The organism is Pseudomonas sp. H11T01, from assembly GCF_048515765.1.
In the GTDB taxonomy this organism is placed as follows: Bacteria; Pseudomonadota; Gammaproteobacteria; order Pseudomonadales; family Pseudomonadaceae; genus Aquipseudomonas.
Window position 1 is genome coordinate 214,608 of record NZ_JBLYED010000009.1, and the last position, 23,402, is coordinate 238,009.

Genomic DNA, 23,402 nt, shown 5'->3' on the forward strand with positions numbered 1-23,402 from the left:
AACAGGATGCCCAGGCGTTTAAAGGACTATTTAATATTATTGAGCGCAGGTTTATACCTGAGCACCTCTGTGTCCGCAGCCCCCCTCGGAACTGAGAACTACACGCTGCTCAGTCGCTCAAGCACAGGCCACATGGAAATCCAACTGGACAGAACACAACTGCAGTGGGCCCAGAACAAACGCGAACTGGTGCTCGGTACTTCTGCTCCGGATTACCCCCCCTTTGATTTGACCATCAGCGGTCATGACTATGAAGGACTCACAGCCGATTATGCAGGCATCCTTGCCAGAACGCTGGCCCTGCCCGTCAGAGTACTGCGTTTCGCCTCAAGAGAAAGTGCTATAGAGGCACTCGAGAAGGGCCACATCGACCTGCTCGGCACCGCTAACGGCTTTGAAGCGGGCAATCCGAATCTCTTGCTTTCTACGCCCTATGCCGTTGACCAACCGGTCCTGGTGACCCGGGAAAGAGAACGCCGGTCGCTGACCGATGGCCTCGCGAACATGCGCCTGAGTGTGGTGTATCACTACCTGCCGCTGGCAGAAGTAAAGGCGCTATACCCCAAGGCCATCATCACCTCCTACCCCTCGTACCAGAATGCAATCAATGCCGTTGCCTTTGATCAGGCAGACGTTTTTCTGGGCGATACCATTTCGACTCACTACATGATCAACAAGGGTTATCTGAAAAACATTCAGATGGCTAGCTTTGGCAAACACGAAGCCAATGGTTTCAGCTTTGCCGTACGTAAAGACGACCATCACCTGCTTGGCATCATCAACGCTACGCTCAAGGCTATTCCAACCGGCGAACGAGAAAATATCGCAAAGCGCTGGAGCGCCGGAAGCGACATTCTTCTCACTGATCACAAGCTGCAACTGACTTCTCGAGAGGAGCGCTGGCTGACACAACACCCCATTGTTCGCGTCGTCGTGAACGAGACCTTCGCCCCGCTTACTTTCTTCGACGCCGACAACAACTTGCGCGGCATCACCGCGGACCTGCTTGAACTGATCAGGCTTCGCACTGGCTTGCGCTTTGAGGTTCAACGCAGCCGCGGCGTCAGCGAAATGATCAGCCAGGTCGAAGAGAACAAAGCCGACATCATTGCCGCCATCCTGCCCAGCAATGAACGCGCGACCACACTCAACTTTAGTCGCCCCTACCTGGAAAACTCATTTGTGCTCCTCACCCAAAAGGGTTCCGCAAGCTTTGGTGGTCTTGAGCAACTTCAAGGCAAGCGTCTGGCGATCACTCGAGGCAACCCTTTGGTGGATTTTCTGCGCAGCGATTATCCGCTCATCCATTTAGTTGAGACCCGTGACACCTTCAGAGCCACGGAGTTACTCGCCCAGGGCCAGGTCGAAGGTGCGGTGAACTCACTGGTGATCGCCAACTACTTCATCTCATCGCAGGTGTTCCAGGACAAGCTCCAGATCAGCACCACTATCGGTACCCGGCAAGCAGCCTTCTCATTGGCGACAGCACGAAGTGCAACAGAACTGAGCTCCATCATCGACAAGGCGCTGTTGAGCATCGCGCCGGACGAACTTGGAATCATCAACAGTCGCTGGCGTGGTTACACGGCGGCTCCAGACAGTTACTGGCGCAATTATCACCGTCTGTTTTACCAGATTGTCATAGGTATCGGCGTGCTGTTGCTGATTTCCCTGGCCTGGAATGCCTACATGCGCAGGCAAATCAAACAACGGCAAATGGCGGAGCGCGCGCTCAATGATCAGTTTGAGTTCATGCAAGCCCTGGTTAACGGAACACCGCATCCCATTTACGTCCGTGATCGTGAAGGGCTCCTGCAAAGCTGCAACGATAGCTATCTGGAAGCCTTTTGCGCCAAGCGAGAAGACGTCATCGGCAAAAGCGTCATGCAAGGCGGGTTGAGCAACGAGTTTGAAGCCCGCGAATACCAGGCTGATTATCAGCGTGTGGTAGCCGAGGGTATTCCTTTGCTCCTCGATCGCCCACTGCACATTGGTGAGCAAAATCTGACGATCTACCATTGGGTTCTTCCCTACCGTGACTCGACGGGAGAAGTACAAGGCATTATTGGCGGCTGGATCGACATCAGCGAACGCCGCCAATTGCTCGATGAGCTAGGGTCGGCTAAAGAACAAGCCGATGCCGCAAACCGTGCGAAAAGTACATTCCTGGCAACCATGAGTCATGAAATCCGTACACCGATGAATGCCGTCATTGGCATGCTCGAATTAACCCTGAAACGTGCTGACCAGGGTCATCTTGATCGCCCGGCCATTGAGGTGGCGTACGACTCGGCAAAGGATCTACTGGAATTGATCGGCGATATTCTCGATATCGCCCGCATAGAGTCAGGCCGTTTGAGCCTTGCCCCTGAGCGAGTCAACTTGAGCGACATCGTCGAGTCGGTGATTCGGGTGTTCGACGGGCTGGCCCGGCAGAAAAACCTCTGCCTGCTTCTGGAGTTCAATTCAAATGTGCAGGACCCCGATGTACTGATTGATCCTCTGCGCTTCAAACAAATACTGACCAACCTGGTCAGCAACGCGATCAAGTTTACCGAGCACGGCCAGGTCAAAATTCAAGTCACCGTACACCCCAATGAAGAACCACAGCAGATTCAAATGGAGTTGCTGGTTCAGGACACAGGAATGGGTATTAGTGAAGATGACCAGCAGCGTCTGTTCGAACCCTTTGCTCAGGCCGATAGTCCTGGTCATCTGGCCAGAAGTGGAGCAGGACTAGGCCTGGTCATCAGCCGCAGCCTGTGTGAAATGATGGGTGGGCGTTTGAACTTGACCAGCCAGGCCGGGGTGGGTACTCAAATTCATGTCTCGTTGAAAATGACCAGCCTGCCGCCCAACCTGGTTATAGATGAAGTCACTCCAGCTCTTGCGGCCGCGTGTGCCGCATTGAACGTTCTGGTGGTCGACGATCACCCGGCCAACCGTTTGCTCATGTGTCAGCAACTTGAATTCCTGGGTCATCACTCTACGGCCGCCCATCAGGGCGCTGCGGGCTTACGGGCGTGGGAAGACGGGCACTTCGATCTGGTGATCGCCGACTGCAACATGCCCATTATGAATGGCTATGAACTCACCCGGGCTATCCGCCAGAACGAACAACAGGCTCAGTTGTCCCCCTGCACAATTCTGGGGTTCACCGCCAACGCTCAACAAGAGGAAAAGCATCGCTGCAAAGAGGCCGGGATGAACGATTGCCTGTTCAAACCCATCAGTCTTACCGCACTGAATCAACGACTGGCAGAACTCAAGCCACTTCCCTCCAGCAATGCCTTCAATCTGGATGGCTTGCACTTGATAACGGGCGGGGATCCACAACTTGTCCAACGTTTACTCGCTGAACTCCTGAGCAGCACCCGCCAGGATCGACAAGAACTGTTAGCACTTCCCCATGAGGGTGAGCAGCAATCCCTGATCGATATTGCACACAAGATCAAAGGTGCTGCTCGAATGGTGCAAGCCTTTGCGCTGACCGATCATTGCGAAGCACTTGAGCAATCCTGTATCGAAGACGCCGGAATAGAGAACATCAACGCCTGCAGGAACGCCATAGTGCAGTCCATGCTTGAGCTGGAACGAGCCTTGCGCGAACACATCCAGCGGAACACTCAGGTCCCCAGTCCCGAAATTTGAGGATGGAACCTTGGGCATCATGGCGACCATGTGCCGCGATGCCCATCGGGCCAAGTGCCTGATCAGCAGTCGCTCAAACGCAGGAAAATCTCCGCCAACTGCTCGATGCCAGTCTGGTCCTGCTCGGTAAAGCGCGCCAGCTTCGGACTGTCCAGATCCAGCACGCCAATCAACCGACCGTCTTTGACCAGCGGCACCACCAGCTCGCTGCTCGACGCGCTGTCACAGGCGATATGTCCGGCAAACGCGTGCACATCCTCGACCCGCTGGGTTTGCAAAGTCGCCGCGGCAGCCCCGCACACACCGCGGCCAAACGGGATTCGCACGCAAGCGATCTGGCCCTGGAACGGTCCGAGCACCAACTCCTCATTGCGATTGAGATAGAACCCGGCCCAGTTCAGGTCATCCAGCTGGTTGAACAAAAAGGCCGAGAACTGCGCAGCGTTGGCAATGAAGTCACGCTCATCCGCCAGTAACGACTCCAGCTGTGCACGCAACATCGCGTAGCCATCGAGCCCCGCGCCGCTTTTCTGCAAATCGATCATGCTTTTCGCTCCAACAACTGCAACCCTACCCAATACCGCGCAAATTGATACGCGCAACGTCCATTGCGATTGCCCCGCCCGGTCGCCCAGCGGACCGCCAGAATCTCAAGCTCTTCAGTGCGCTGCCACTCAAGGCCGGCCTTACCCGCCAGTTCGCCTATCCAATGCTCGACCACATTGAGAAAGTGTTCCTGGGTGAAAGGATAAAACGACAGCCACAGACCAAAGCGGTCCGACAAGGCAATCTTGTCTTCCACCGCCTCGTTGGGATGGAGTTCACCATCGACCATCTTCCAGTTCTCGTTGTCGCTCTGCCTCTCCGGGACCAGATGTCTACGGTTAGAAGTCGCGTACAACAACACATTGTCCGGAGCCTGTTCCAGCGAACCGTCGAGAACGCTCTTGAGGACGCGGTAGTCGCCCTCGCCCGCCTCGAACGACAAGTCATCACAAAACAAAACGAACCGCTGCGGCAACTGTTGTAATTGCTCGACCACTCGCGGCAAATCAGCCAAGTGATCGCGCTCAATCTCGATCAAACGCAACCCTGCCTTGGCGTACTCGGCCAGCAATGCCCGAATCAGCGAGGATTTACCCGTCCCGCGCGAGCCCCAGAGCAATGCGTGGTTAGCCGGCATGCCATCCAGAAACTGCTGGGTATTGCGCCCCAACTGCTCACGCTGTTTATCTACCCCGATAAGATCGGACAAGCGCATGTCCAGACTGACCTCCAGCGGCAATAGAAAACCGCTGCGCCCTTCGCGCTGCCAGCGGGCGGCCAGGCACTGAGTCCAGTCGATGGTTTGTCGCGGCGCGGGCAACAAAGGCTCTAAACGAGCCAGAACCGCATCGGCGCGTTCAAGAAAAGCATTCAATCGGGAATCCACGACTTCTCCTCAGGCACTTTCACAGTAATGATGGTATCCAGACAAACACAGCATCGAGCGCCAGTTCCATAGTTCAATGGCCGACTGATGTCAGGTCCTGCCGATAATCACTGCCGATCAGCTATGCTTGATCAGCGAAGGGAAACGGAATTGGTTCAGCCCCCCATGGATATTAAGTTCACCCACCGCCTGTCTTATAAACAAGCCAGGCTCACTGTGCTGGTCGGTTTCATTCTCGGGACCCTGCTCAGTCTGCTGCAAATCGGTATCGATTATGCCAGCGTAGACGCCTCCATCAACCGGGAAATACGCTCTCTTCTGGAAATCAGCCATAACCCGGCCTCGCGGATCGCCTACAACATCGACGCCGAGCTCGCCCAAGAGCTGACCCTCGGCCTGCTCCGCTCCCCCGCAGTCATCAGCGCGCAACTGACTGATAACCACAACACGACCCTTGCCAGCGTAAAACGCCCCGGAATGGAAAGCGGCTATCGGCTGATCAGCGACTTCCTCTTCGGCGCCGAACGGCAGTTCGAAGATCGGCTCTATCTCGATCACATGCCCGACGAATCCCTCGGCACCTTGCAACTGGAGGTTGATACCTACGCATTCGGCAGCCGCTTCCTGCGCAGGGCCGAAGTCACTCTGCTCAACGGCTTCGTCCGCAGCGTGATCTTGACCGGAATTCTACTGGCACTCTTTTACGTCATGCTGACCAAACCCTTGGTTCGGGTTATCCGCGCACTCAGCAGCAGCGACCCCCGAAGCAGCGACCTGGGGCGACTGGATTTTCCGCAGGGCCATGAACACGACGAAATCGGCGTACTGGTCAAAGTCGCCAACCAGCAATTCGAAAACATGGCCACCGAGATTCAGCAACGACGCAATGCCGAGAACCGTTTGACCGATTATCTCGGGCAACTGGAGAACATCGTCTCCGCGCGCACCGCCGAACTGAAAGCAATCAACAACCGATTGAGCTTGTCCAACGACGAACTCGAAATAGCCCGCAGCACAGCACTCGACATGGCTGAGGCACGCTCGGTATTTCTGGCCAATATGAGTCATGAAATTCGCACTCCGCTCAACGGATTGCTGGGGATGATCGCCCTGTCTCTGGACAGCCCGATGAATGCCGAACAACAGCAGCAACTGTCGATTGCCCACGACTCCGGCAAGGTGTTGGTGGAGTTGCTCAACGATATTCTCGACCTATCGAAGTTCGATGCCGGTCAACTGGAACTCGAACACATCCCCTTTGACCTCGGCGTGCTGGTCGAGGACACGGCCAACCTGTTGTCGCAGAACGCCGCGCCAAGCGTTGAACTGGCCTGCCTGATCGACCCACAGTTTCCGACACTGGTACTGGGGGATCCGACACGGGTACGACAGATCGTCAGCAACCTCTTGTCCAACGCCCTGAAGTTCACCCGTTTCGGTCGCGTCGATGTACGCCTGAGCACTCATGACGACGGCGTGAGAATCGAGGTCTGCGATACCGGCATCGGTATCGCACAGGACGCCCAGGTTAAAATTTTCCAGCCTTTCACCCAGGCTGGAGCCGGTATCACCCGTCAGTTCGGCGGCACCGGTCTGGGTCTCGCCCTGACGTACAACCTTTGCGAGGCCATGCAGGGCCGCCTGACCATCAGTTCAGAGGCGGGTTTCGGCAGCCGGTTCTGCGCTGATCTGCCGTTGCCTTGCCATACCCCGGCTGCCACTCCGGTGCCACTGCGAGGGAGCGTCATAGCGATTACCACCGCCAGTAGTGGTCTGGCCGAACTACTAAACAGTTTGCTGCCTGGCTGGGGGCTGGACTATCAACAACGCAGCATCGACGACTCGCTGATTGGGCTCACACCTGATCTGTTGATCACCGACTGCCCTGAATGCCTGTTCGGGATACGTCCCACCCTCCAGGCACCGATTCTGCTGGTGACCGCCTACGGCAGTTTCATGCCAACCGAACAAGCCAATGCTCTGGCGCCTTTGCAGCAGCAGGCACGACCACTGGCACGCAACGCGTTGTATCAAACCTTGCGACGGGCCTTGCAGCCCGAGACCACCACCATCAACGACGCACAACTGGAAACCCTGTCGCCCCAGCGGCGGGCACGTATCCTGTTGGTGGAAGACAATCCGGTCAATCAGCTCGTCGCAAAAGGAATGCTCAGCAAGCTTGGCTGCGTGGTAACCGTGGCAGCCCATGGCGCCGAGTCCCTTGACCAGCTTGAGCGCAGCAGTTTCGATCTGGTGTTAATGGACTGCAACATGCCGGTCATGGACGGCTATGAAGCCAGCCGGCAGATCCGCCGTAGTGGTCGCTGGCCAGACCTGCCGATCGTCGCACTGACCGCCAACGCCATGCCCGAGGAGCGAGAGCGCTGCCGCGCGGCCGGCATGAGCGACTATCTGGCTAAACCGTTCCGGCGCGAAGAGCTGGCGGCCCTGCTTGACCTTTGGGTGCCCGTTACGACAGCGCTTTGATCTGCCCCAATAGCTGGTCCAGACCGCTACGCAGCTCACTCAAGCGATCCAGATCGACACCGCTGTCGCACAGCAGCCGCGCCTTGAGTGGCACGACCTGCTCGCGCAGGACGGATCCGGCTCCAGACAGGCTCAAGTGCACCTCACGCTCATCGCGCGCCGAACGCCGGCGCTGCACCAATGCCATCTGTTCAAGACGCTTGAGCAGCGGCGTGAGAGTCCCGGAGTCCAGGGCCAGTCGCTCACCAAGGGCTTTCACAGTCGGTTGCTCGGGCGGCGAGTCCTGCCATTCCCACAACACCAGCATTGCCAGATATTGCGGATAGGTCAGCCCTAACTGGTCGAGCATCGGCTTGTAGGCGCGAATGACCGCTCGGGAAGCGGCGTACAGCTTGAAGCACAGCTGGCTGTCGAGCTTGAGCGAATCGGCTGCCAGCTCATTCATTTCAGCAACGCTTCAATCTCGCCCGTCAGATCCTGTGGCTTGGTCGCCGGAGCAAAACGTTTGACGACCTGGCCGTCCTTGCCGATCAGGAACTTGGTGAAGTTCCACTTGATGCGTTGAGTGCCGAGCAGACCAGGAGCGCGCTTCTTCAACTGCACGAACAACGGATGGGCGTCGCTTCCATTGACTTCGATTTTTTTGAACAGCGGGAAGCTGACACCAAAATTCAACTCGCAAAACTCGGAAATGGCCCCTTCATTCCCCGGCTCCTGTTTGCCGAACTGATTACACGGAAAGCCAAGCACCACCAGTCCCTGGTCCTTGTAACTCTCCCAAAGCTCCTCCAGACCTTTGTATTGCGGCGTGAAACCGCACTGGCTCGCCGTGTTGACCACCAGAACTGCTTTACCAGCAAAGTCGGCCAGGGTCTTTTGCTCACCTTTAATGGTGATGCACGGGATATTCAGCAGGTTGTCGGTCATGGCGCAGACTCCTGAAACGGAAATGAAAGACAAACATAGCGAGCAATTGAATTGCGTGCAATTTAATTATAGACACGAAGCCCGACGTTCTCTGGAAGGTGTACACCCGGAATTTCACGGGTGCACACTACGGGGCCCGATCAAGCTCGCGGAACGAGGTCCAGGCACACCGAGTTGATGCAATAGCGCAAACCAGTCGGTGGCGGACCATCAGGGAACACATGCCCCAAATGCGCATCGCATTTGGCGCAGACCACTTCGGTACGAACCATGCCGTGACTCACATCGCGAATTTCGACCATCGCGCTTTCGCCGATAGGTTCGTAGAAACTTGGCCAGCCACAGCCAGAATCAAATTTGGCCTTAGAGTCGAACAGTGGCTCATTGCAGCAAATGCAGTGATAAACACCGTCGGTTTTGGTGTCGTTGTACTCGCCCGAGAACGGTCGCTCGGTGCCTTTGAGGCGACAAACGTTGTACTGCTCCGGGTCGAGCATGTCGCGCCATTCTTTAAGGGTTTTTTCCAACTTATCCATTGTCTTACCTCTGCAACTGAAAAAGCCTGATCTGTATCTTTTCCACGGATCGGGCGGCACGTATGATTGCGCCTCGTTAAACGCCAGTCTGGCAGCCGTGTAACGCGCATTCAAACGGATTTTCACGCTGCGACGCCGGTTACAGGCCTGTGTGAAAACGCAGGATTCCCAGTACGGTAGTTCATACACCGCCTGGATCGTTCATTTTCAGGAACACATCGCCATGCAGGTCAGCAAATCGAACAAGCTCGCCAACGTCTGTTATGACATTCGCGGCCCAGTGCTCAAGCACGCCAAACGCCTGGAAGAGGAAGGCCATCGCATCCTCAAGCTGAACATCGGCAACCCGGCGCCCTTTGGTTTCGAAGCACCGGACGAAATCCTTCAGGACGTCATCCGCAACCTGCCGACTGCGCAAGGCTACAGCGACTCCAAGGGCCTGTTCAGTGCCCGCAAGGCCGTCATGCAGTACTACCAGCAAAAGCAGGTAGAAGGCGTCGGCATTGAAGATATTTATCTGGGTAACGGCGTTTCCGAGCTGATCGTGATGTCGATGCAGGCCCTGCTCAACAACGGTGACGAAGTACTGATCCCGGCACCCGACTACCCGCTGTGGACCGCAGCCGTGACCCTGGCCGGCGGCAATCCGGTGCATTACCTGTGCGACGAGCAAGCCAACTGGTGGCCGGATCTGGCCGACATCAAGGCCAAGATCACTCCGAACACCAAGGCAATGGTGATCATCAACCCGAACAACCCGACCGGCGCGGTGTACTCCAAAGAAGTCCTGCTGGGCATGCTTGAACTGGCCCGTCAGCACAATCTGGTGGTGTTCTCCGACGAAATCTACGACAAGATTCTTTACGACGATGCCGTGCATATTTGCACCGCTTCGCTGGCCCCCGACCTGCTCTGCCTGACCTTTAATGGCCTGTCCAAGTCCTATCGCGTGGCGGGCTTCCGCTCTGGCTGGGTCGCCATTTCCGGTCCTAAACACAATGCCCAGAGCTACATCGAAGGCATCGACATGCTGGCCAACATGCGCCTGTGCGCCAATGTACCGAGCCAACACGCGATCCAGACCGCCCTCGGCGGCTATCAGAGCATCAATGACCTGGTCTTGCCGGCAGGCCGTCTGCTGGAACAGCGCAACCGTACCTGGGAACTGCTTAACGACATTCCTGGCGTCAGCTGCGTCAAACCGATGGGCGCGCTGTACGCCTTCCCTCGGATCGACCCGAAAGTTTGCCCGATCCACAACGATGAAAAATTCGTTCTCGATCTGCTGCTCTCGGAAAAGCTGCTGGTGGTCCAGGGCACTGCTTTCAACTGGCCATGGCCGGACCACTTTCGCGTCGTGACGCTGCCACGACTGGATGACCTGGACCAAGCCATTGGCCGGATCGGGAACTTCCTGAAGTCCTATCGCCAGTAAGCGCTGTTATGCCGTGCGACTGTTTGTAAAGTCGCACGGCGATTAATTCAGCAACACATCTTTATTTCCCGTACAACACCTACCCTCCTGTGCCCTTATGTTTCCATGGTCCGCCAGCACACCCAACAGCGACGGGACCCGCAGCGCAAAAAAAGCCGTCAAACCCACGCCTGATCAACGTCAGAAAAACCCTACAAGCGTCTAATATCTGACTGTAAGACACAGTTTGAAATAGTCACCCGGTTGAATAGCCTGGTGCAGCACCTTATATACCCCGCAGTACGCTACATATTTAGCATGAGGAGATTTCTACAACCATGATGCGCATCTTGCTGTTTTTGGCCACTAACCTGGCGGTCGTGCTGATTGCCAGCATCACCCTGAGCCTTTTCGGCTTTAACGGGTTCATGGCGGCCAACGGGGTTGACCTCAACCTCAATCAGCTGCTGGTTTTCTGTGCGGTCTTTGGTTTCGCAGGTTCCTTGTTCTCGCTGTTCATCTCCAAGTGGATGGCGAAGATGAGCACCAGCACCCAAATCATCAGCCAGCCACGCACTCGCCATGAACAATGGTTGCTGCAAACCGTCGAGCAACTGTCTCGGGAAGCCGGGATCAAGATGCCCGAAGTCGGGATTTTTCCGGCCTACGAGGCTAACGCCTTTGCCACCGGCTGGAACAAGAACGACGCGCTGGTCGCTGTCAGCCAGGGTTTGCTCGAGCGTTTTTCGCCGGATGAAGTGAAAGCCGTGCTGGCCCACGAAATCGGCCACGTGGCCAACGGCGACATGGTGACACTGGCGCTGGTACAAGGCGTGGTAAACACCTTCGTGATGTTTTTCGCGCGAATCATCGGCAACTTCGTCGATAAGGTGATTTTCAAGAACGAAGAAGGCCAAGGCATCGCCTACTACGTGGCGACCATCTTCGCCGAACTGGTATTGGGCTTCCTGGCCAGCGCGATCGTCATGTGGTTCTCGCGCAAACGCGAATTCCGCGCGGACGAAGCCGGTGCCCGCCTGGCCGGCACCAACGCAATGATCGGCGCCCTGCTGCGCCTGCGCTCGGAGCAAGGCTTGCCGGTACACATGCCGGACACCTTGAGTGCTTTCGGCATCAACGGCGGCATCAAACAGGGTTTGGCTCGCATGTTCATGAGCCACCCGCCGCTGGAAGAGCGCATCGACGCACTGCGTCGTCGCGGCTGATAGCCTTTATTCCAAAAGGGCGACGCAAGTCGCCCTTTTGCGTTGGTAGAGAAATCGACCACGCCAACGCTTGCAACGTGGGTCAGTTCTTTAGCAGTCTATAAACCCGCTCATCCAGGCGGGAGACACCGCTCTGGAGGAACTTCCAGCTCTCACCGAGGACGTCTCGTTCTTCCTCGACTCGAAGCTGCCAGTGATCGCCAAGCAGGCTTCTTGTTTCAGCATCGACCACAGCAAAGGGTGGCCCGCTCATTTGCATCTGGTCGTAGTCCAGGGTAATCAGCAACCCCTCACACCCCGACGGCAAGATTCGGTTCAGATGAGCAGCGTATCGTTCGCGCATTTCCGGCGGCAGGGCAATCAGCGCCGCCCGGTCGTACACCGCCGCGCAATCAGCCACATCCTCAGCGCTCAAGGCAAAAAAATCCCCGCACCACAATGCAATAGAGCCCACTTGATAGACCGTGAACGTGCCCCGCTGGCTGATCTGTGGCTCAAGTTGCTGCTCGCCGAAGAAATCCGTCACGGCCTTTTCTGACAGCTCAATACCCTGCACCTGATGACCACAACTGGCGAGCCACACAAGGTCTAGACTTTTCCCACACAACGGCACCAACACCCGTGAGCCTTCCGCCAATCCCAAACTAGGCCACCACCGCGGCAGGTAGGGATTGACCTCGGCCTGATGAAAACCGATCTGATTGCTCTCCCAACGTTTGTGCCAAAAGTCCGGCTGCATAAGTCACCCCTGAAAATTCGATCAAAAAGCACTAAAACTTATATTAGATTTAGATTAATGATCTGACTGAAGATGACCTCATCTTAACGCTCAGGAACCTCTTATGCTCCCTAGCCTGTTTATCTCCCATGGTTCGCCAATGCTTGCTCTGGAACCCGGTGCCAGCGGCCCGGCTCTGGCGCGCTTGGCCGCCGAGTTGCCCAGACCCAAAGCCATCGTGCTGGTTTCAGCCCACTGGGAAAGTCAGGAACTGCTAGTCAGTGGCAACCCTCAACCGGAAACCTGGCATGACTTCGGCGGCTTCCCGCCCGAGTTGTTTGCCGTTCAATATCCGGCTCCCGGTCAGCCAGAACTCGCAGCGCAGGTTGTCGACCTGTTGAAAACCGACGGCCTGGATGCACGCATCGACACCAAGCGCCCGTTCGATCATGGCGTTTGGGTTCCGCTGTCGCTGATGTATCCACAAGCGGATATTCCTGTGGTGCAGATCTCGCTTCCAACCCGTCAGGGTCCAGCCCTGCAAACCCGCGTAGGGCATGCCCTGGCCAGCCTGCGCGAGCAAGGAGTACTGCTGATTGGCTCTGGCAGCATCACCCACAACCTGCGCGAGCTGGATTGGCACGCCGGTCCGGAAAGCGTAGAGCCATGGGCCAAAGCTTTTCGCGACTGGGTGATCGACAAACTCGCTGCTGACGACGAAGCCGCCCTGCATGACTATCGCCAGCAAGCGCCCTATGCCGTGCGCAGCCATCCCAGCGACGAGCATTTGCTTCCGCTGTATTTCGCACGCGGTGCTGGCGGCGATTTCAGCATCGCCCATCAAGGTTTCACCATGGGTGCGCTGGGGATGGATATTTATCGGTTCGGTTGAACGTCACCTTTTTGGCAGGCAAAAAAATCCCCGAACCAGTCGGGGATTTTTTATGTTCGATCAATCAGCTCAAGAACCGATCAGTCTTCGCGATAGCGACGCAGTTTCAGCTGCTTACCGGCAACGCGAGTGTCCTTCAGTTTGGTCAGCAGACGCTCCAGACCATCTTCCGGCAACTCAACCAGGCTGAAGCTGTCACGCACCTGGATGCGACCGATAGCTTCACGAGCCAGACCACCTTCGTTCAGGATGGCGCCCAGCAGGTTTTTGGCAGCGATACCATCACGCGCACCCAGCGCGGTACGGCAACGAGCACGGCCTTCAGCCAATGGGACCGGAGCACGACGCTCACGATCACCACGGTCCGGACGATCACCGGAACGCTCACCGGAACGCTCAGGACGATCGCCACGCGGTGCATTGTTCGGCACCAGTGGACGTTCGCGCTCGATAGCAGCCAGGGTCAACGCTTGAGCGTTGGTAGCCTTGCGCAGCAGAGCAGCGGCCAGAGCACGTGGGGTGCAACCGATGTCAGCGGTCAGACGGTCCAGCAGATCGCCATGAGTCGATTCGGCATCAGCAACCAGCGGCGACAGGCTGTTAGTCAGCTTCTTGATGCGAGCATCGAGAACTGCCTGAGCATCCGGCAGGCGGACTTCAGCAACCTTCTGACCCGTCACACGCTCGATCACTTGCAGCATGCGGCGCTCACGTGGAGTCACCAGCAGCAATGCACGACCTTCGCGACCGGCACGGCCAGTACGGCCGATACGGTGAACGTAGGACTCTGGGTCGTACGGCATGTCCACGTTGAATACGTGGGTGATACGCGGAACGTCCAGACCACGAGCAGCAACGTCGGTCGCCACAACGATGTCCAGACGGCCATCCTTGAGGGATTCGATCACGCGCTCACGTTGGTTCTGAGCAATGTCACCGTTCAGCGCAGCGGCTTTGTAGCCTTTGGCTTCAAGGGCGCTTGCCAGATCCAGGGTCGCTTGCTTGGTGCGTACGAACATGATCAGGGCGTCGAAGTCTTCCACTTCCAGCAGGCTCAATACAGCCGAGGTCTTCTGGTCAGCGTGAACCAACAGGTGAGCCTGTTCGATCGCGGTAACGGTCTGAGTCTTGGTCTGGATCTTCACGTGCTTCGGATCGCGCAGATGGCGCTCAGCGATGGCACGGATCGACTGCGGCAGAGTGGCCGAGAACAATACGGTCTGACGGGTTGCAGGCATGGCCTTGAAGATAACTTCCAGGTCATCCATGAAGCCCAGTTTGAGCATTTCGTCTGCTTCGTCGAGAACCAGGTGGTTCACGGTAGCGAGAACTTTTTCGTCACGACGCAGGTGGTCGCACAGACGGCCCGGAGTGGCGACAACGATCTGTGCGCCATTACGGATTGCTTTCAGTTGTGGGCCCATCGGCGCGCCGCCGTAGACAGCCACAACAGTTACGCCCGGCATTTGCTTGGCATAAGTTTCGAAAGCGGTTGCAACTTGCAGCGCCAACTCACGGGTTGGGGCCAGGATCAGAGCCTGAGGCTCGCGCTTGGCAGGATCGATGCAGTGCAGGATCGGCAGGGCGAACGCAGCGGTTTTACCCGTACCGGTTTGCGCCTGACCAATCATGTCGTGACCGGCCATGATGATCGGGATCGATTGCTGCTGAATAGCCGAAGGCTCTTCATAGCCAGTCGCGATGACGGCTGCAAGAATATTTGGGTGAAGATCAAAAGCGGCGAAGCCGCCGGTTTCCTGGGTCATGGGTCTGCCTCTAGTGCATCCGCAAAGACCCATGCTCCAAAGCTGCGCATGCCGTGTAAGACTCAAGAGTCGCCCTGGCTGCTTTGTCGGCGGGGATTTGCGAAAACGTTTGAATGAATGGAACGTCAAGGATAGTTCGCAGAGCGAACAAGCAGCCGAAGCTGACTTCGGGGAATTGCAGTACCTAAACGTGGCCCGGTTAAAGGCCGGCGCGCACTATACCGGAATTACTGAAAAAAGGGAGAACTTTTTATAAGATAAATCGGCTGTACGCCTCTCTGTCACGGGCTTTGCGGATAATCCTCCAAGCGTCTACTTTTTAAAGGCCCGGCCTTGTGGGTTATAACGCTTAAACGGTTCATCTTTCAGGCCGAGACATTCAGTCTGAGACACCCTTTCCCGCCCCAGGATATGCCCCATGAATCAGCTCAGCCCCAGTCGCGTTAGTCGTGAACAGCGTGGTCACATCCTGTTGATCGGCCTGGACCGCGTTGCCAAACGTAATGCCTTCGACCTCGACCTGCTTAACGAACTCAGCCTGGCCTACGGCGAGTTCGAACGTAATGCCGAGGCGCGGGTAGCGGTAGTGTTCGGTCATGGCGAACATTTTACCGCCGGACTGGATCTGGCGAATGTCGGCGCCGCCCTGGCCGAGGGCTGGCAAGCACCGACCGGCGGCTGCGATCCGTGGGGCGTATTCGCAGGGCCGAGGGTCAGTAAGCCGGTAATTGTCGCCGTACAGGGTTACTGCCTGACCATCGGCATCGAATTGATGCTGGCCGCCGATATCAACCTGTGCGCCAGCAATACGCGCTTCGCCCAGATGGAAGTCCAACGCGGGATCTTCCCTTTCGGAGGTGCCACCTTGCGTCTGCATCAGATCGCCGGCTGGGGCAATGCCATGCGCTGGCTGCTGACCGGCGATGAGTTCGATGCTCATGAAGCCTTGCGGCTAGGCTTGGTCCAGGAAGTGATGGCCAGCGAGGACCTTATGCCACGCGCACTGGAGTTGGCCCAGCGTATCGCCGGGCAAGCACCATTGGGCGTTCAGGCCACCCTGATGTCCGCCCGTCAGGCACGCCTTGAAGGTGAAACTGCCGCCACTCAAGGGTTACCGCCACTGGTCAAGAAGCTGCTGAACAGCGAAGACGCGAAGGAAGGTCTGCGTGCCATGCAGGAGCGGCGGCCAGGGGTATTCAAGGGCTGTTGAGTTCTGTGCCTTATGTATCTGCAGGTGTACCGCTTCGCGAGCAAGCCCGCTCCCACATTAGACTTTGGTGTGTTCACAATTTTGTGATCAATACAGATCCAGTGTGGGAGCGGGCTTGCTCGCGATAGCAATTTGACAGACAACATTTATGTCGCCGGGCGAATGACCTTGATCAGCGATTGCAACGAGTAGCCCAGTCGCGGCGCGAGGGCTTCAGCCCGGGCGGTCAGGCCGTCCATATCCAGGGTTTGATCGAGATCCGCGGGAACGATCAGGATCACGTTGCCCTCCTTCACCGGCAGTTCCCAATAATGCCGGTGATAAAGACCGCGCAGCAAAGCAGCACCCAATGGTTTGCCGTCATCAGTGGCCCATTGATTGATCACCAACCAGCCACCCGGATTCAGACGTTTCTGACAGTTTTCCAGAAAACCCCAGGCCAGATGCCCGACGCCCGGGCCGACGTCGGTATAGAGGTCGACGAAGATCAAATCAGCCGACTCGGCAGTGTCGAGCAGCTCCAGCGCATCGCCGACACGAATGTACAGCCGCGGATCGTCATCCAGACCCAGGTATTCGATGGCCAGGCGCGGTACATCCGGGCGCAACTCGATGGCTTCGACGTCTTCCAGCGGCAGGAACTTGAGGCAAGCCTGGGTCAGCGTACCGGCGCCGAGGCCCAGAAACAGCGCGCTTTCCGGAGCGTCGTGGCACAGCGCACCAATCAACATGGCTCGGGTGTAGTCGTACTCCAGCCAGCTTGGATCCGCAGTGAACACGCAGCTCTGCTCGATGGCATCGCCAAATTCGAGAAAGCGGTAATCCGCCACTTCCAGCACCCGAATCATGCCAAAGTCATCGTGCACTTCGGCGAGCAGGTGCTCGACGCGCTCCTCAGTCATCTCATCTCCTAACCGACACCGGGCTCAACCCCGGCAACGCGATAAATCCAGCCGCTCGGCGCCGAGCGGGAAAGGCGCGATTGTCCGCGAAGCGACGGGAACAGGTCACGCACTAATTGCTGATAACATGACCGTCCGACCGTAAAACACTAGAGTCCGTGATGAGCCAACCCTGGAGCCCTGACAGCTGGCGCGCCCTGCCGATCCAGCAACAACCCCATTATCCTGACGCTGCGCACTTGCTGCAGGTTGAGCAAAGCCTGGCCAGTTATCCGCCGCTGGTGTTTGCCGGTGAGGCCCGGGAGTTGCGCCGTCAGTTTGCCGAGGTCACTCAGGGTCGGGCATTTCTGCTGCAAGGCGGTGATTGCGCGGAAAGCTTTGCCGAGTTCTCGGCAGCAAAAATTCGCGACACCTTTAAAGTATTGCTGCAGATGGCGATTGTCATGACCTTTGCGGCGGGCTGCCCCGTGGTCAAGGTCGGCCGCATGGCCGGGCAATTCGCCAAACCGCGCTCCTCCAACGATGAAACCCTCAATGGCGTGACCCTGCCGGCCTACCGTGGCGACATCGTCAATGGCATTGGTTTCGACGAAAAGAGCCGCGTGCCGGACCCGGATCGGCTGTTGCAGGCCTACCATCAGTCCACCGCGACCTTGAATCTGCTGCGCGCTTTTGCTCAGGGCGGTTTTGCCGACCTCCATCAAGTGCACAAATGGAACCTGGACTTCATCGCCAACTCGGCCCTGGCCGAGAAGTACAGCCATCTGGCTGATCGCATTGATGAAACCCTGGCCTTCATGCGCGCCTGCGGCATGGACGGTTCGCCGCAATTGCGCGAAACCAGTTTCTTCACGGCCCACGAAGCACTGCTGCTGAACTACGAAGAAGCCTTCGTGCGTCGCGACAGCCTGACCAACGATTATTACGACTGCTCGGCGCACATGCTTTGGATCGGCGACCGCACGCGCCAGCTCGACGGCGCCCACGTCGAATTCCTGCGCGGGGTGAACAACCCGATCGGGGTCAAGGTCGGCCCGAGCATGAACACCGAAGAGTTGATTCGCCTGATCGATATCCTCAACCCGGCCAACGATCCCGGCCGCCTCAACCTGATCGTGCGCATGGGTGCGAACAAGGTTGGCGACCATCTGCCGCAACTGATCCGCGCAGTGGAAGGCGAAGGCAAAAAAGTGCTGTGGAGCTCCGACCCAATGCATGGCAACACCATCAAGGCCAGTAGCGGCTACAAGACCCGCGACTTCGCGCAAATCCTCAATGAAGTGAAACAATTCTTCCAGGTGCACGAAGCGGAAGGCAGCTATGCCGGCGGCATCCATATCGAAATGACCGGACAGAACGTCACCGAATGCATTGGTGGTGCGCGACCGATCACCGAAGACGGTTTGTCGGACCGTTATCACACCCATTGCGACCCACGGATGAATGCCGATCAGTCGCTGGAGCTGGCGTTTTTGATTGCCGAGACACTCAAACAGGTTCGCCGTTGAGTCAGTAGGTTTTTCGTCACCTGATACACCGCCATCGCGAGCAAGCCCGCTCCCACACTAAATCTGCGTAAACCCATCATTTTGTGATCAACGCAGATCTAGTGTGGGAGCGGGCTTGCTCGCGATGGCGCCGGGTCAGTCACCACTGAGCTCAGTCAACGCCACCCGCAACCGTATCGCACTGGCCCGCGGGCAGTTCAACTGAATTTCCGGCAACCCCAACCAATCAGCCATCTGCCGCAGACTCTTGGCCAAAGCTTGCATCCCCTGCTCATCCAGCCCCGGCTCTTCCTCATGCACGGCATGCACTGCCAACCGTCCCTGAGCCCGTTCGGCCCGTAAATCAACCCGGGCGGCGATCCGTTCGTTGTGAAGAAACGGCAATACGTAATAGCCGTAGACCCGCTTGGCAGCAGGCGTGTAGATCTCCAGCCGATAGCGGAAATCGAACAAACGCTCGGTACGGCTACGCTCCCAGATCAGCGAATCGAACGGCGAGAGCAAGGCGCTGGCCTCGACGTTGCGCGAGACTTTCGGTTCTGGCAGGCAATAGGCCGGCTGCCTCCAATCCTGTACCTCGCAGACCATCAACTCGCCCGTTTCAACCAACTCGGCCAGACGCGCGCGGCTGTCGGCAGGCGAAAGCCGGAAGTAATCGCGCAGGTCCTTGTCCGTACCGACACCCAATGCGTTCGCAGCATGCACCAGCAGCCCCCGCTGGGCCTCGGCTTCGCTGAGTAGCGATTGCTGAAGAATTTTTGCGGGTATGACCCGTTCCGGCAAATCATAAAGACGCTCGAAACCTCGACGTCCCGAAACCGTCACTTCACCGGCGGCAAACAACCACTCCAACGCGTGCTTCTCGGCGCTCCAGTCCCACCATGGGCCTGCTCGTTCCTGACGGGTCGACACACTGCCGGCGCCGAGCGCACCTCGCTCCTCGACCAAGGCCAACACTCGACGAATTGTCTCCTGCTGCTCCCGCCCGAAACGGGCCATTTGCTGGTAAATGCCCTCCCCTTGCGTCGCCCGCTGCATGCGCCAGCGCATCAAGGGATACATCGATAGCGGCAGCAACGACGCCTCATGCCCCCAATATTCAAATAACGTCCGCCGCCGGCCCTGACTCCAGGCCGCCTGATCAAGCAATTCGGATGAGTAGTTGCCAAGACGCGAGAACAGCGGAAGGTAGTGCGAGCGCACCAGAGCGTTGACCGAATCGATCTGCAGGATGCCCAGACGTTCGATCAGCCGGTTGAGCTGAATCGGCTTGATCGCCGCTGGCGGCTGGCGCCCGGAAAAGCCTTGGGCGGCCAGCGCCAGACGCCGAGCCTGTTTGAGAGAAAAGGACAGTTCTGCGGGCATGTACATCTCCTTGTCTGCTCGCAAACTACCTCACTACGAAGCGGCTTGTGTAGTTGTCCGGGAATCATTTGTGCATCGGGTCATCCCAGAATGGGCGTACGGTTTCGTGCTCGACATCCGCCCGACTGAGCCCCATATCCTTCAAGGCCTCGTCGCTCATGCTCGCCAGCAGCGCGCGCTCACGATTGAGTTGATGCCAGCGGGCGATCTTCTCCATCAGATGCCGCAGGGGGAAACCATGGAATGAAAATTTTTCGACCAGTACATAACCTTTTTGACCTTTCATCATCTTGCCCTCCAGTGGGGATGGCTAGAGTCTCGCGCTGGAGCTAAGATCAATCCAACGAATGTTTCTTATGCAATACATCTCTGAGATTGATCAATTGGCCAACTACCCGAGCATCGACACCGAAGTCCTGCGCACCTTCGTCGCGATCGCCGACCAAGGCGGCTTTACCCGCGCCGGTGAGCTGGTCAATCGCACCCAATCGGCAGTCAGCATGCAGATGAAGCGTCTTGAAGAAGACGTCCTGCAACGCCAGCTGTTTCAACGAGATGGACGCCAGGTACGGTTGACTGCCGAGGGCCAGGTGCTGCTCGGCTACGCGCGGCGCATCCTGAAACTGCACAGTGAAGTGTTCAATACGTTGCGCGAACCGCACATGGTCGGCACCGTGCGCATCGGCACCCCGGATGACTATGTGATGCGCTTTTTGCCGGGAATTCTGTCGCGCTTCGCTCAAGCCTATCCGTTGATTCAGATCGAAGTGCATTGCGAGTCGTCCAAGCAACTGCTGCTCCGTCAGGACCTGGACCTGTCCATCGTCACCCGCGAGCCGGGCAGCGAGATTGGCCAGTTGCTGCGCAAGGAGCGTTTTGTCTGGGCCGAAGCGCAATGCTTCAGCGCCCACGAACAGACGCCACTGCCGTTGGCGATGTTCAACAGTGATTGTTTCTGCCGGCTCTGGGCCTGCAACGCCCTGGATGCTGCCGGGCGCGATTATCGCATCGCCTACAACAGCTCCAGCCTCTCGGCGCTCATGGCTATCGTCAGTGCCGGCCTTGCGGTCACCGCGCAACTGGAAAGCCTGATTACCTCGGACATGCGCATCCTCGGTGCAGCCGAAGACCTGCCGCTGTTGCCCGAAGCCAGCATCATGCTGCTGCGTAACGTGAACACGCCGTCACCCATCACTGAATGCCTGGCCGAGCACATCGTCGACGGCTTCAAACTTTAAACGCGAGCATCACCGCACAGAGCACCAGGAAGCCGCAAAACAGCCCGCGCAATAGCCGCTCCGGCATAGCGTGGGCGATTTTCACTCCCCAACTGATGCTCAACAGCCCACCGGCCGCCAACGGCAAACCGATCATCCAGTCCACCTGATGATGGACCGCGTAGGTCACCAGCGTGACGCCGGTGCTCGGCAGGGCCAAGGCCAGGGACAGGCCTTGGGCGACCACCTGGCTGGTGCCAAACACGCTGGTCAGCACCGGCGTGGCGACCACCGCCCCGCCGACACCAAACAATCCGCCCATGGTCCCGGATGCAGCACCCAGCACACCCAGCCACGGCCACGGGTAGCGCATCTGCGCCGAGACCGGAGCATTGGCCATGAACATCCGCGCCAGGTTGTAGACCGACAAGGCGATCAGGAACGCGACAAAGCCAATACGCATCACTCGCGCATCGATCCCCACCGCCCAGATCGAGCCCAGCCAGGCAAAGCAAAATCCCATCAAGGCCAGAGGCAACGCATGGCGCAGTTCAATACGATTGCGCTGGTGATAACGCCACAACGCCAGCATCACATTCGGCACCACCATGACCAACGCCGTGCCTTGAGCAATCTGCTGGTCCATACCAAACAGCACACCCAGCACCGGAATCGCGATCAAGCCGCCACCGATACCGAACAAACCACCCACGGTCCCCAACGCCGCGCCAAATGCCAGATACATCACTAACTCAATCACTGACCATCCCCTCACCGATGGCTTTGCATGCTACGCAGTCTGATCTGGCACTACAAAGCGATCCTGGTGGGCGCTAAACTGAAAATTATCTAGCGCATTAAAGATTCGCCCGCTAGATTCAGGGTGAGTAATGATCAAGGCCCCAAAATGACTAGCGTTAGCTCCACCCCAGATAGCTCCACTCCAGATAACTGCGACCAGCTGCTACTCGACAACCAGTTGTGTTTTGCCCTGCATTCCACGTCGCTGTTGATGACCAAGGTTTACAAGCCGCTGTTGCAGGCGTTAGGCCTGACCTACCCGCAGTACCTGGCGATGATGGTGTTGTGGGAACGTGACGGATTGACCGTAGGCGAGATCAGCACTCGCCTGCTGACAGACCCAGGATCACTGACACCGCTGCTCAAACGCCTGGAAGCCGAAGGCTTGCTGAGCCGCACCCGCAGCCGTGAAGACGAGCGCGTGGTGATCGTTGAACTGACCGAGCAGGGCCGCACCCTGCGGGACAAGGCCCGGGATATTCCGCAGTGCATCCTCGGTGCCAGCGGCCAGACTCTGGAGCAGATACGCAAGCTGCAGGCCGATCTGCTGGCGTTGCGTAGCCATTTGCAAGACAGCTTGTAAGCAACCAATCACACCGCAAAAGATCGCAGCCTTCGGCAGCTCTTACGGGATCGGCATACACCTGCAAATTCGTGGGTATATCGGATCGGCGTAGGAGCTGCCGCAGGCTGCGATCTTTTGGGGCGCCTCACTTTCTACACATTTTTTGCGAAATTTATATTGCGCACTAAATATTTGCGATGTACATTTATTTCGCAGTTACTTAGCGCGCAAACATTTAGCGCAAACAAACCAACAGAAAGAGGCTCACACCATGCAAACTCTCTACACCGCTGTTGCAACCGCTACCGGTGGCCGTGATGGTCGCGCTGTTTCCAGCGATAGCATTCTCGACGTCAAACTCGCCACTCCGAAAGAGCTCGGCGGCGCGGGTGGCGAAGCGACCAACCCTGAGCAGCTGTTCGCTGCCGGCTATTCCGCCTGCTTCATCGGCGCACTGAAATTCGTCGCCAGCCAAACCAAACGCAAAATCCCCGACGACGCCTCGATCACCGCCCACGTCGGTATCGGCCAGATTCCTGGTGGTTTCGGTCTGGATATCGACTTGCACATCAGCCTGCCCGGCCTGGAACAGGCGGACGCACAGTCTCTGGTGGAGGCAGCGCATCAGGTTTGTCCGTACTCCAACGCCACCCGTGGCAACGTCGATGTGCGCTTGCACGTCACTGTCTGAGCACCGTCGCAAGAGCTGGACGACGACCACAAAAAAACGTCTTCATGCAAGATGAAACTACGACGATTTTGCTGACTCTGAACAGGTAGAGCAG

The 23,402-nt window shown here is 57.5% G+C and carries 21 protein-coding genes; 10 read left to right on the forward strand and 11 right to left on the reverse strand.

The genetic code is table 11. The features are described 5' to 3' along the window. Positions 1-6: 6 nt before the first annotated feature. Positions 7-3,651 carry a transporter substrate-binding domain-containing protein gene (locus ACN1C3_RS14605; RefSeq protein ID WP_419116514.1) on the forward strand — a complete coding sequence of 1,215 codons (3,645 nt, stop codon included), beginning with the start codon at positions 7-9 and terminating at the stop codon, positions 3,649-3,651. 62 nt (positions 3,652-3,713) lie between these two features. On the opposite strand, the gene ACN1C3_RS14610 is transcribed toward ACN1C3_RS14605, so the two are convergent. Further along, complete coding sequence (locus tag ACN1C3_RS14610; protein WP_419116515.1) at positions 3,714-4,196, reverse strand: GAF domain-containing protein; 483 nt, start codon at positions 4,194-4,196, stop codon at positions 3,714-3,716. Then, positions 4,193-5,083, reverse strand: coding sequence for an ATP-binding protein (locus tag ACN1C3_RS14615; protein WP_419116516.1), 891 nt, complete (start codon positions 5,081-5,083; stop codon positions 4,193-4,195). The genes ACN1C3_RS14610 and ACN1C3_RS14615 overlap by 4 nt, the downstream gene beginning before the upstream one ends. 165 nt (positions 5,084-5,248) lie before the next feature. On the opposite strand from ACN1C3_RS14615, the gene ACN1C3_RS14620 reads away from it, so the two are divergent. Then, positions 5,249-7,570 (forward strand): response regulator, encoded by a 2,322-nt coding sequence (locus tag ACN1C3_RS14620; RefSeq protein WP_419116517.1) that lies wholly within the window; start codon positions 5,249-5,251, stop codon positions 7,568-7,570. Here ACN1C3_RS14620 and ACN1C3_RS14625 read toward each other — a convergent pair. The 3 genes from ACN1C3_RS14625 to msrB all read right to left on the reverse strand — a co-directional run bounded on the left by ACN1C3_RS14625 (position 7,554) and on the right by msrB (position 9,033). Continuing rightward, a complete protein-coding gene (locus ACN1C3_RS14625) occupies positions 7,554-8,015 on the reverse strand; it encodes a MarR family winged helix-turn-helix transcriptional regulator (protein WP_419116518.1) in 462 nt (153 codons plus the stop codon). The two genes, ACN1C3_RS14620 and ACN1C3_RS14625, sit on opposite strands and share 17 nt — an antisense overlap. Next, positions 8,012-8,497: a glutathione peroxidase gene (locus ACN1C3_RS14630; protein ID WP_419116519.1), complete on the reverse strand. Its 486-nt coding sequence runs from the start codon at positions 8,495-8,497 to the stop codon at positions 8,012-8,014. The genes ACN1C3_RS14625 and ACN1C3_RS14630 overlap by 4 nt, the downstream gene beginning before the upstream one ends. 140 nt (positions 8,498-8,637) lie before the next feature. Further along, positions 8,638-9,033, reverse strand: coding sequence for a peptide-methionine (R)-S-oxide reductase MsrB (gene msrB / locus ACN1C3_RS14635; RefSeq protein ID WP_419116520.1), 396 nt, complete (start codon positions 9,031-9,033; stop codon positions 8,638-8,640). A gap of 223 nt (positions 9,034-9,256) precedes the next feature. Here msrB and ACN1C3_RS14640 point away from each other — a divergent pair, with 223 nt between their 5' ends. Next, positions 9,257-10,468 (forward strand): pyridoxal phosphate-dependent aminotransferase, encoded by a 1,212-nt coding sequence (locus ACN1C3_RS14640; protein ID WP_419116521.1) that lies wholly within the window; start codon positions 9,257-9,259, stop codon positions 10,466-10,468. 317 nt (positions 10,469-10,785) lie between these two features. Beyond that, positions 10,786-11,673, forward strand: coding sequence for a protease HtpX (gene htpX / locus ACN1C3_RS14645; RefSeq protein WP_419116522.1), 888 nt, complete (start codon positions 10,786-10,788; stop codon positions 11,671-11,673). Between the two features lie 82 nt (positions 11,674-11,755). Here htpX and ACN1C3_RS14650 read toward each other — a convergent pair whose 3' ends face one another. Beyond that, positions 11,756-12,412, reverse strand: a complete 657-nt coding sequence (locus tag ACN1C3_RS14650; protein ID WP_419116523.1) for a thiopurine S-methyltransferase — start codon at positions 12,410-12,412, stop codon at positions 11,756-11,758. A 103-nt stretch (positions 12,413-12,515) separates the two neighbouring features. Between ACN1C3_RS14650 and ACN1C3_RS14655 the strand changes: the two genes are divergently transcribed. Continuing rightward, positions 12,516-13,283, forward strand: coding sequence for a DODA-type extradiol aromatic ring-opening family dioxygenase (locus tag ACN1C3_RS14655; protein WP_419116524.1), 768 nt, complete (start codon positions 12,516-12,518; stop codon positions 13,281-13,283). Positions 13,284-13,363: 80 nt separating this feature from the next. Here the strand turns inward: ACN1C3_RS14655 and ACN1C3_RS14660 are convergent, their stop codons facing one another. Next, the gene (locus ACN1C3_RS14660; protein WP_419116525.1) at positions 13,364-15,082 is read right to left on the reverse strand and encodes a DEAD/DEAH box helicase; all 1,719 of its coding nucleotides are present in this window, start codon (positions 15,080-15,082) and stop codon (positions 13,364-13,366) included. A 385-nt stretch (positions 15,083-15,467) separates the two neighbouring features. On the opposite strand from ACN1C3_RS14660, the gene ACN1C3_RS14665 reads away from it, so the two are divergent. Beyond that, positions 15,468-16,259, forward strand: a complete 792-nt coding sequence (locus ACN1C3_RS14665; RefSeq protein WP_419116526.1) for a crotonase/enoyl-CoA hydratase family protein — start codon at positions 15,468-15,470, stop codon at positions 16,257-16,259. Positions 16,260-16,405: 146 nt separating this feature from the next. Here ACN1C3_RS14665 and ACN1C3_RS14670 read toward each other — a convergent pair whose 3' ends face one another. Continuing rightward, positions 16,406-17,161: a spermidine synthase gene (locus ACN1C3_RS14670; RefSeq protein WP_419116527.1), complete on the reverse strand. Its 756-nt coding sequence runs from the start codon at positions 17,159-17,161 to the stop codon at positions 16,406-16,408. A 161-nt stretch (positions 17,162-17,322) separates the two neighbouring features. On the opposite strand from ACN1C3_RS14670, the gene ACN1C3_RS14675 reads away from it, so the two are divergent. After that, positions 17,323-18,669 (forward strand): class II 3-deoxy-7-phosphoheptulonate synthase, encoded by a 1,347-nt coding sequence (locus ACN1C3_RS14675; protein ID WP_419116528.1) that lies wholly within the window; start codon positions 17,323-17,325, stop codon positions 18,667-18,669. Between the two features lie 135 nt (positions 18,670-18,804). Here ACN1C3_RS14675 and ACN1C3_RS14680 read toward each other — a convergent pair whose 3' ends face one another. After that, the gene (locus ACN1C3_RS14680) at positions 18,805-20,034 is read right to left on the reverse strand and encodes a winged helix-turn-helix domain-containing protein (RefSeq protein ID WP_419116529.1); all 1,230 of its coding nucleotides are present in this window, start codon (positions 20,032-20,034) and stop codon (positions 18,805-18,807) included. 64 nt (positions 20,035-20,098) lie between these two features. Next, positions 20,099-20,320, reverse strand: a complete 222-nt coding sequence (locus ACN1C3_RS14685; RefSeq protein WP_419116558.1) for a DUF1127 domain-containing protein — start codon at positions 20,318-20,320, stop codon at positions 20,099-20,101. Between the two features lie 61 nt (positions 20,321-20,381). Here ACN1C3_RS14685 and ACN1C3_RS14690 point away from each other — a divergent pair, with 61 nt between their 5' ends. Then, positions 20,382-21,272 (forward strand): LysR substrate-binding domain-containing protein, encoded by an 891-nt coding sequence (locus tag ACN1C3_RS14690; protein WP_419116530.1) that lies wholly within the window; start codon positions 20,382-20,384, stop codon positions 21,270-21,272. Here the strand turns inward: ACN1C3_RS14690 and ACN1C3_RS14695 are convergent. Beyond that, positions 21,262-22,011 carry a sulfite exporter TauE/SafE family protein gene (locus tag ACN1C3_RS14695; RefSeq protein ID WP_419116531.1) on the reverse strand — a complete coding sequence of 250 codons (750 nt, stop codon included), beginning with the start codon at positions 22,009-22,011 and terminating at the stop codon, positions 21,262-21,264. The two genes, ACN1C3_RS14690 and ACN1C3_RS14695, sit on opposite strands and share 11 nt — an antisense overlap. A gap of 147 nt (positions 22,012-22,158) precedes the next feature. Here ACN1C3_RS14695 and ACN1C3_RS14700 point away from each other — a divergent pair, with 147 nt between their 5' ends. Together ACN1C3_RS14700 and ACN1C3_RS14705 are read left to right on the forward strand one after the other, a co-directional pair. Next, complete coding sequence (locus ACN1C3_RS14700; RefSeq protein WP_419116532.1) at positions 22,159-22,635, forward strand: MarR family winged helix-turn-helix transcriptional regulator; 477 nt, start codon at positions 22,159-22,161, stop codon at positions 22,633-22,635. 253 nt (positions 22,636-22,888) lie between these two features. Further along, entirely contained in the window at positions 22,889-23,308 is a 420-nt protein-coding gene (locus tag ACN1C3_RS14705) for an organic hydroperoxide resistance protein (RefSeq protein WP_419116533.1), read from the forward strand. Positions 23,309-23,402 lie beyond the last annotated feature (94 nt).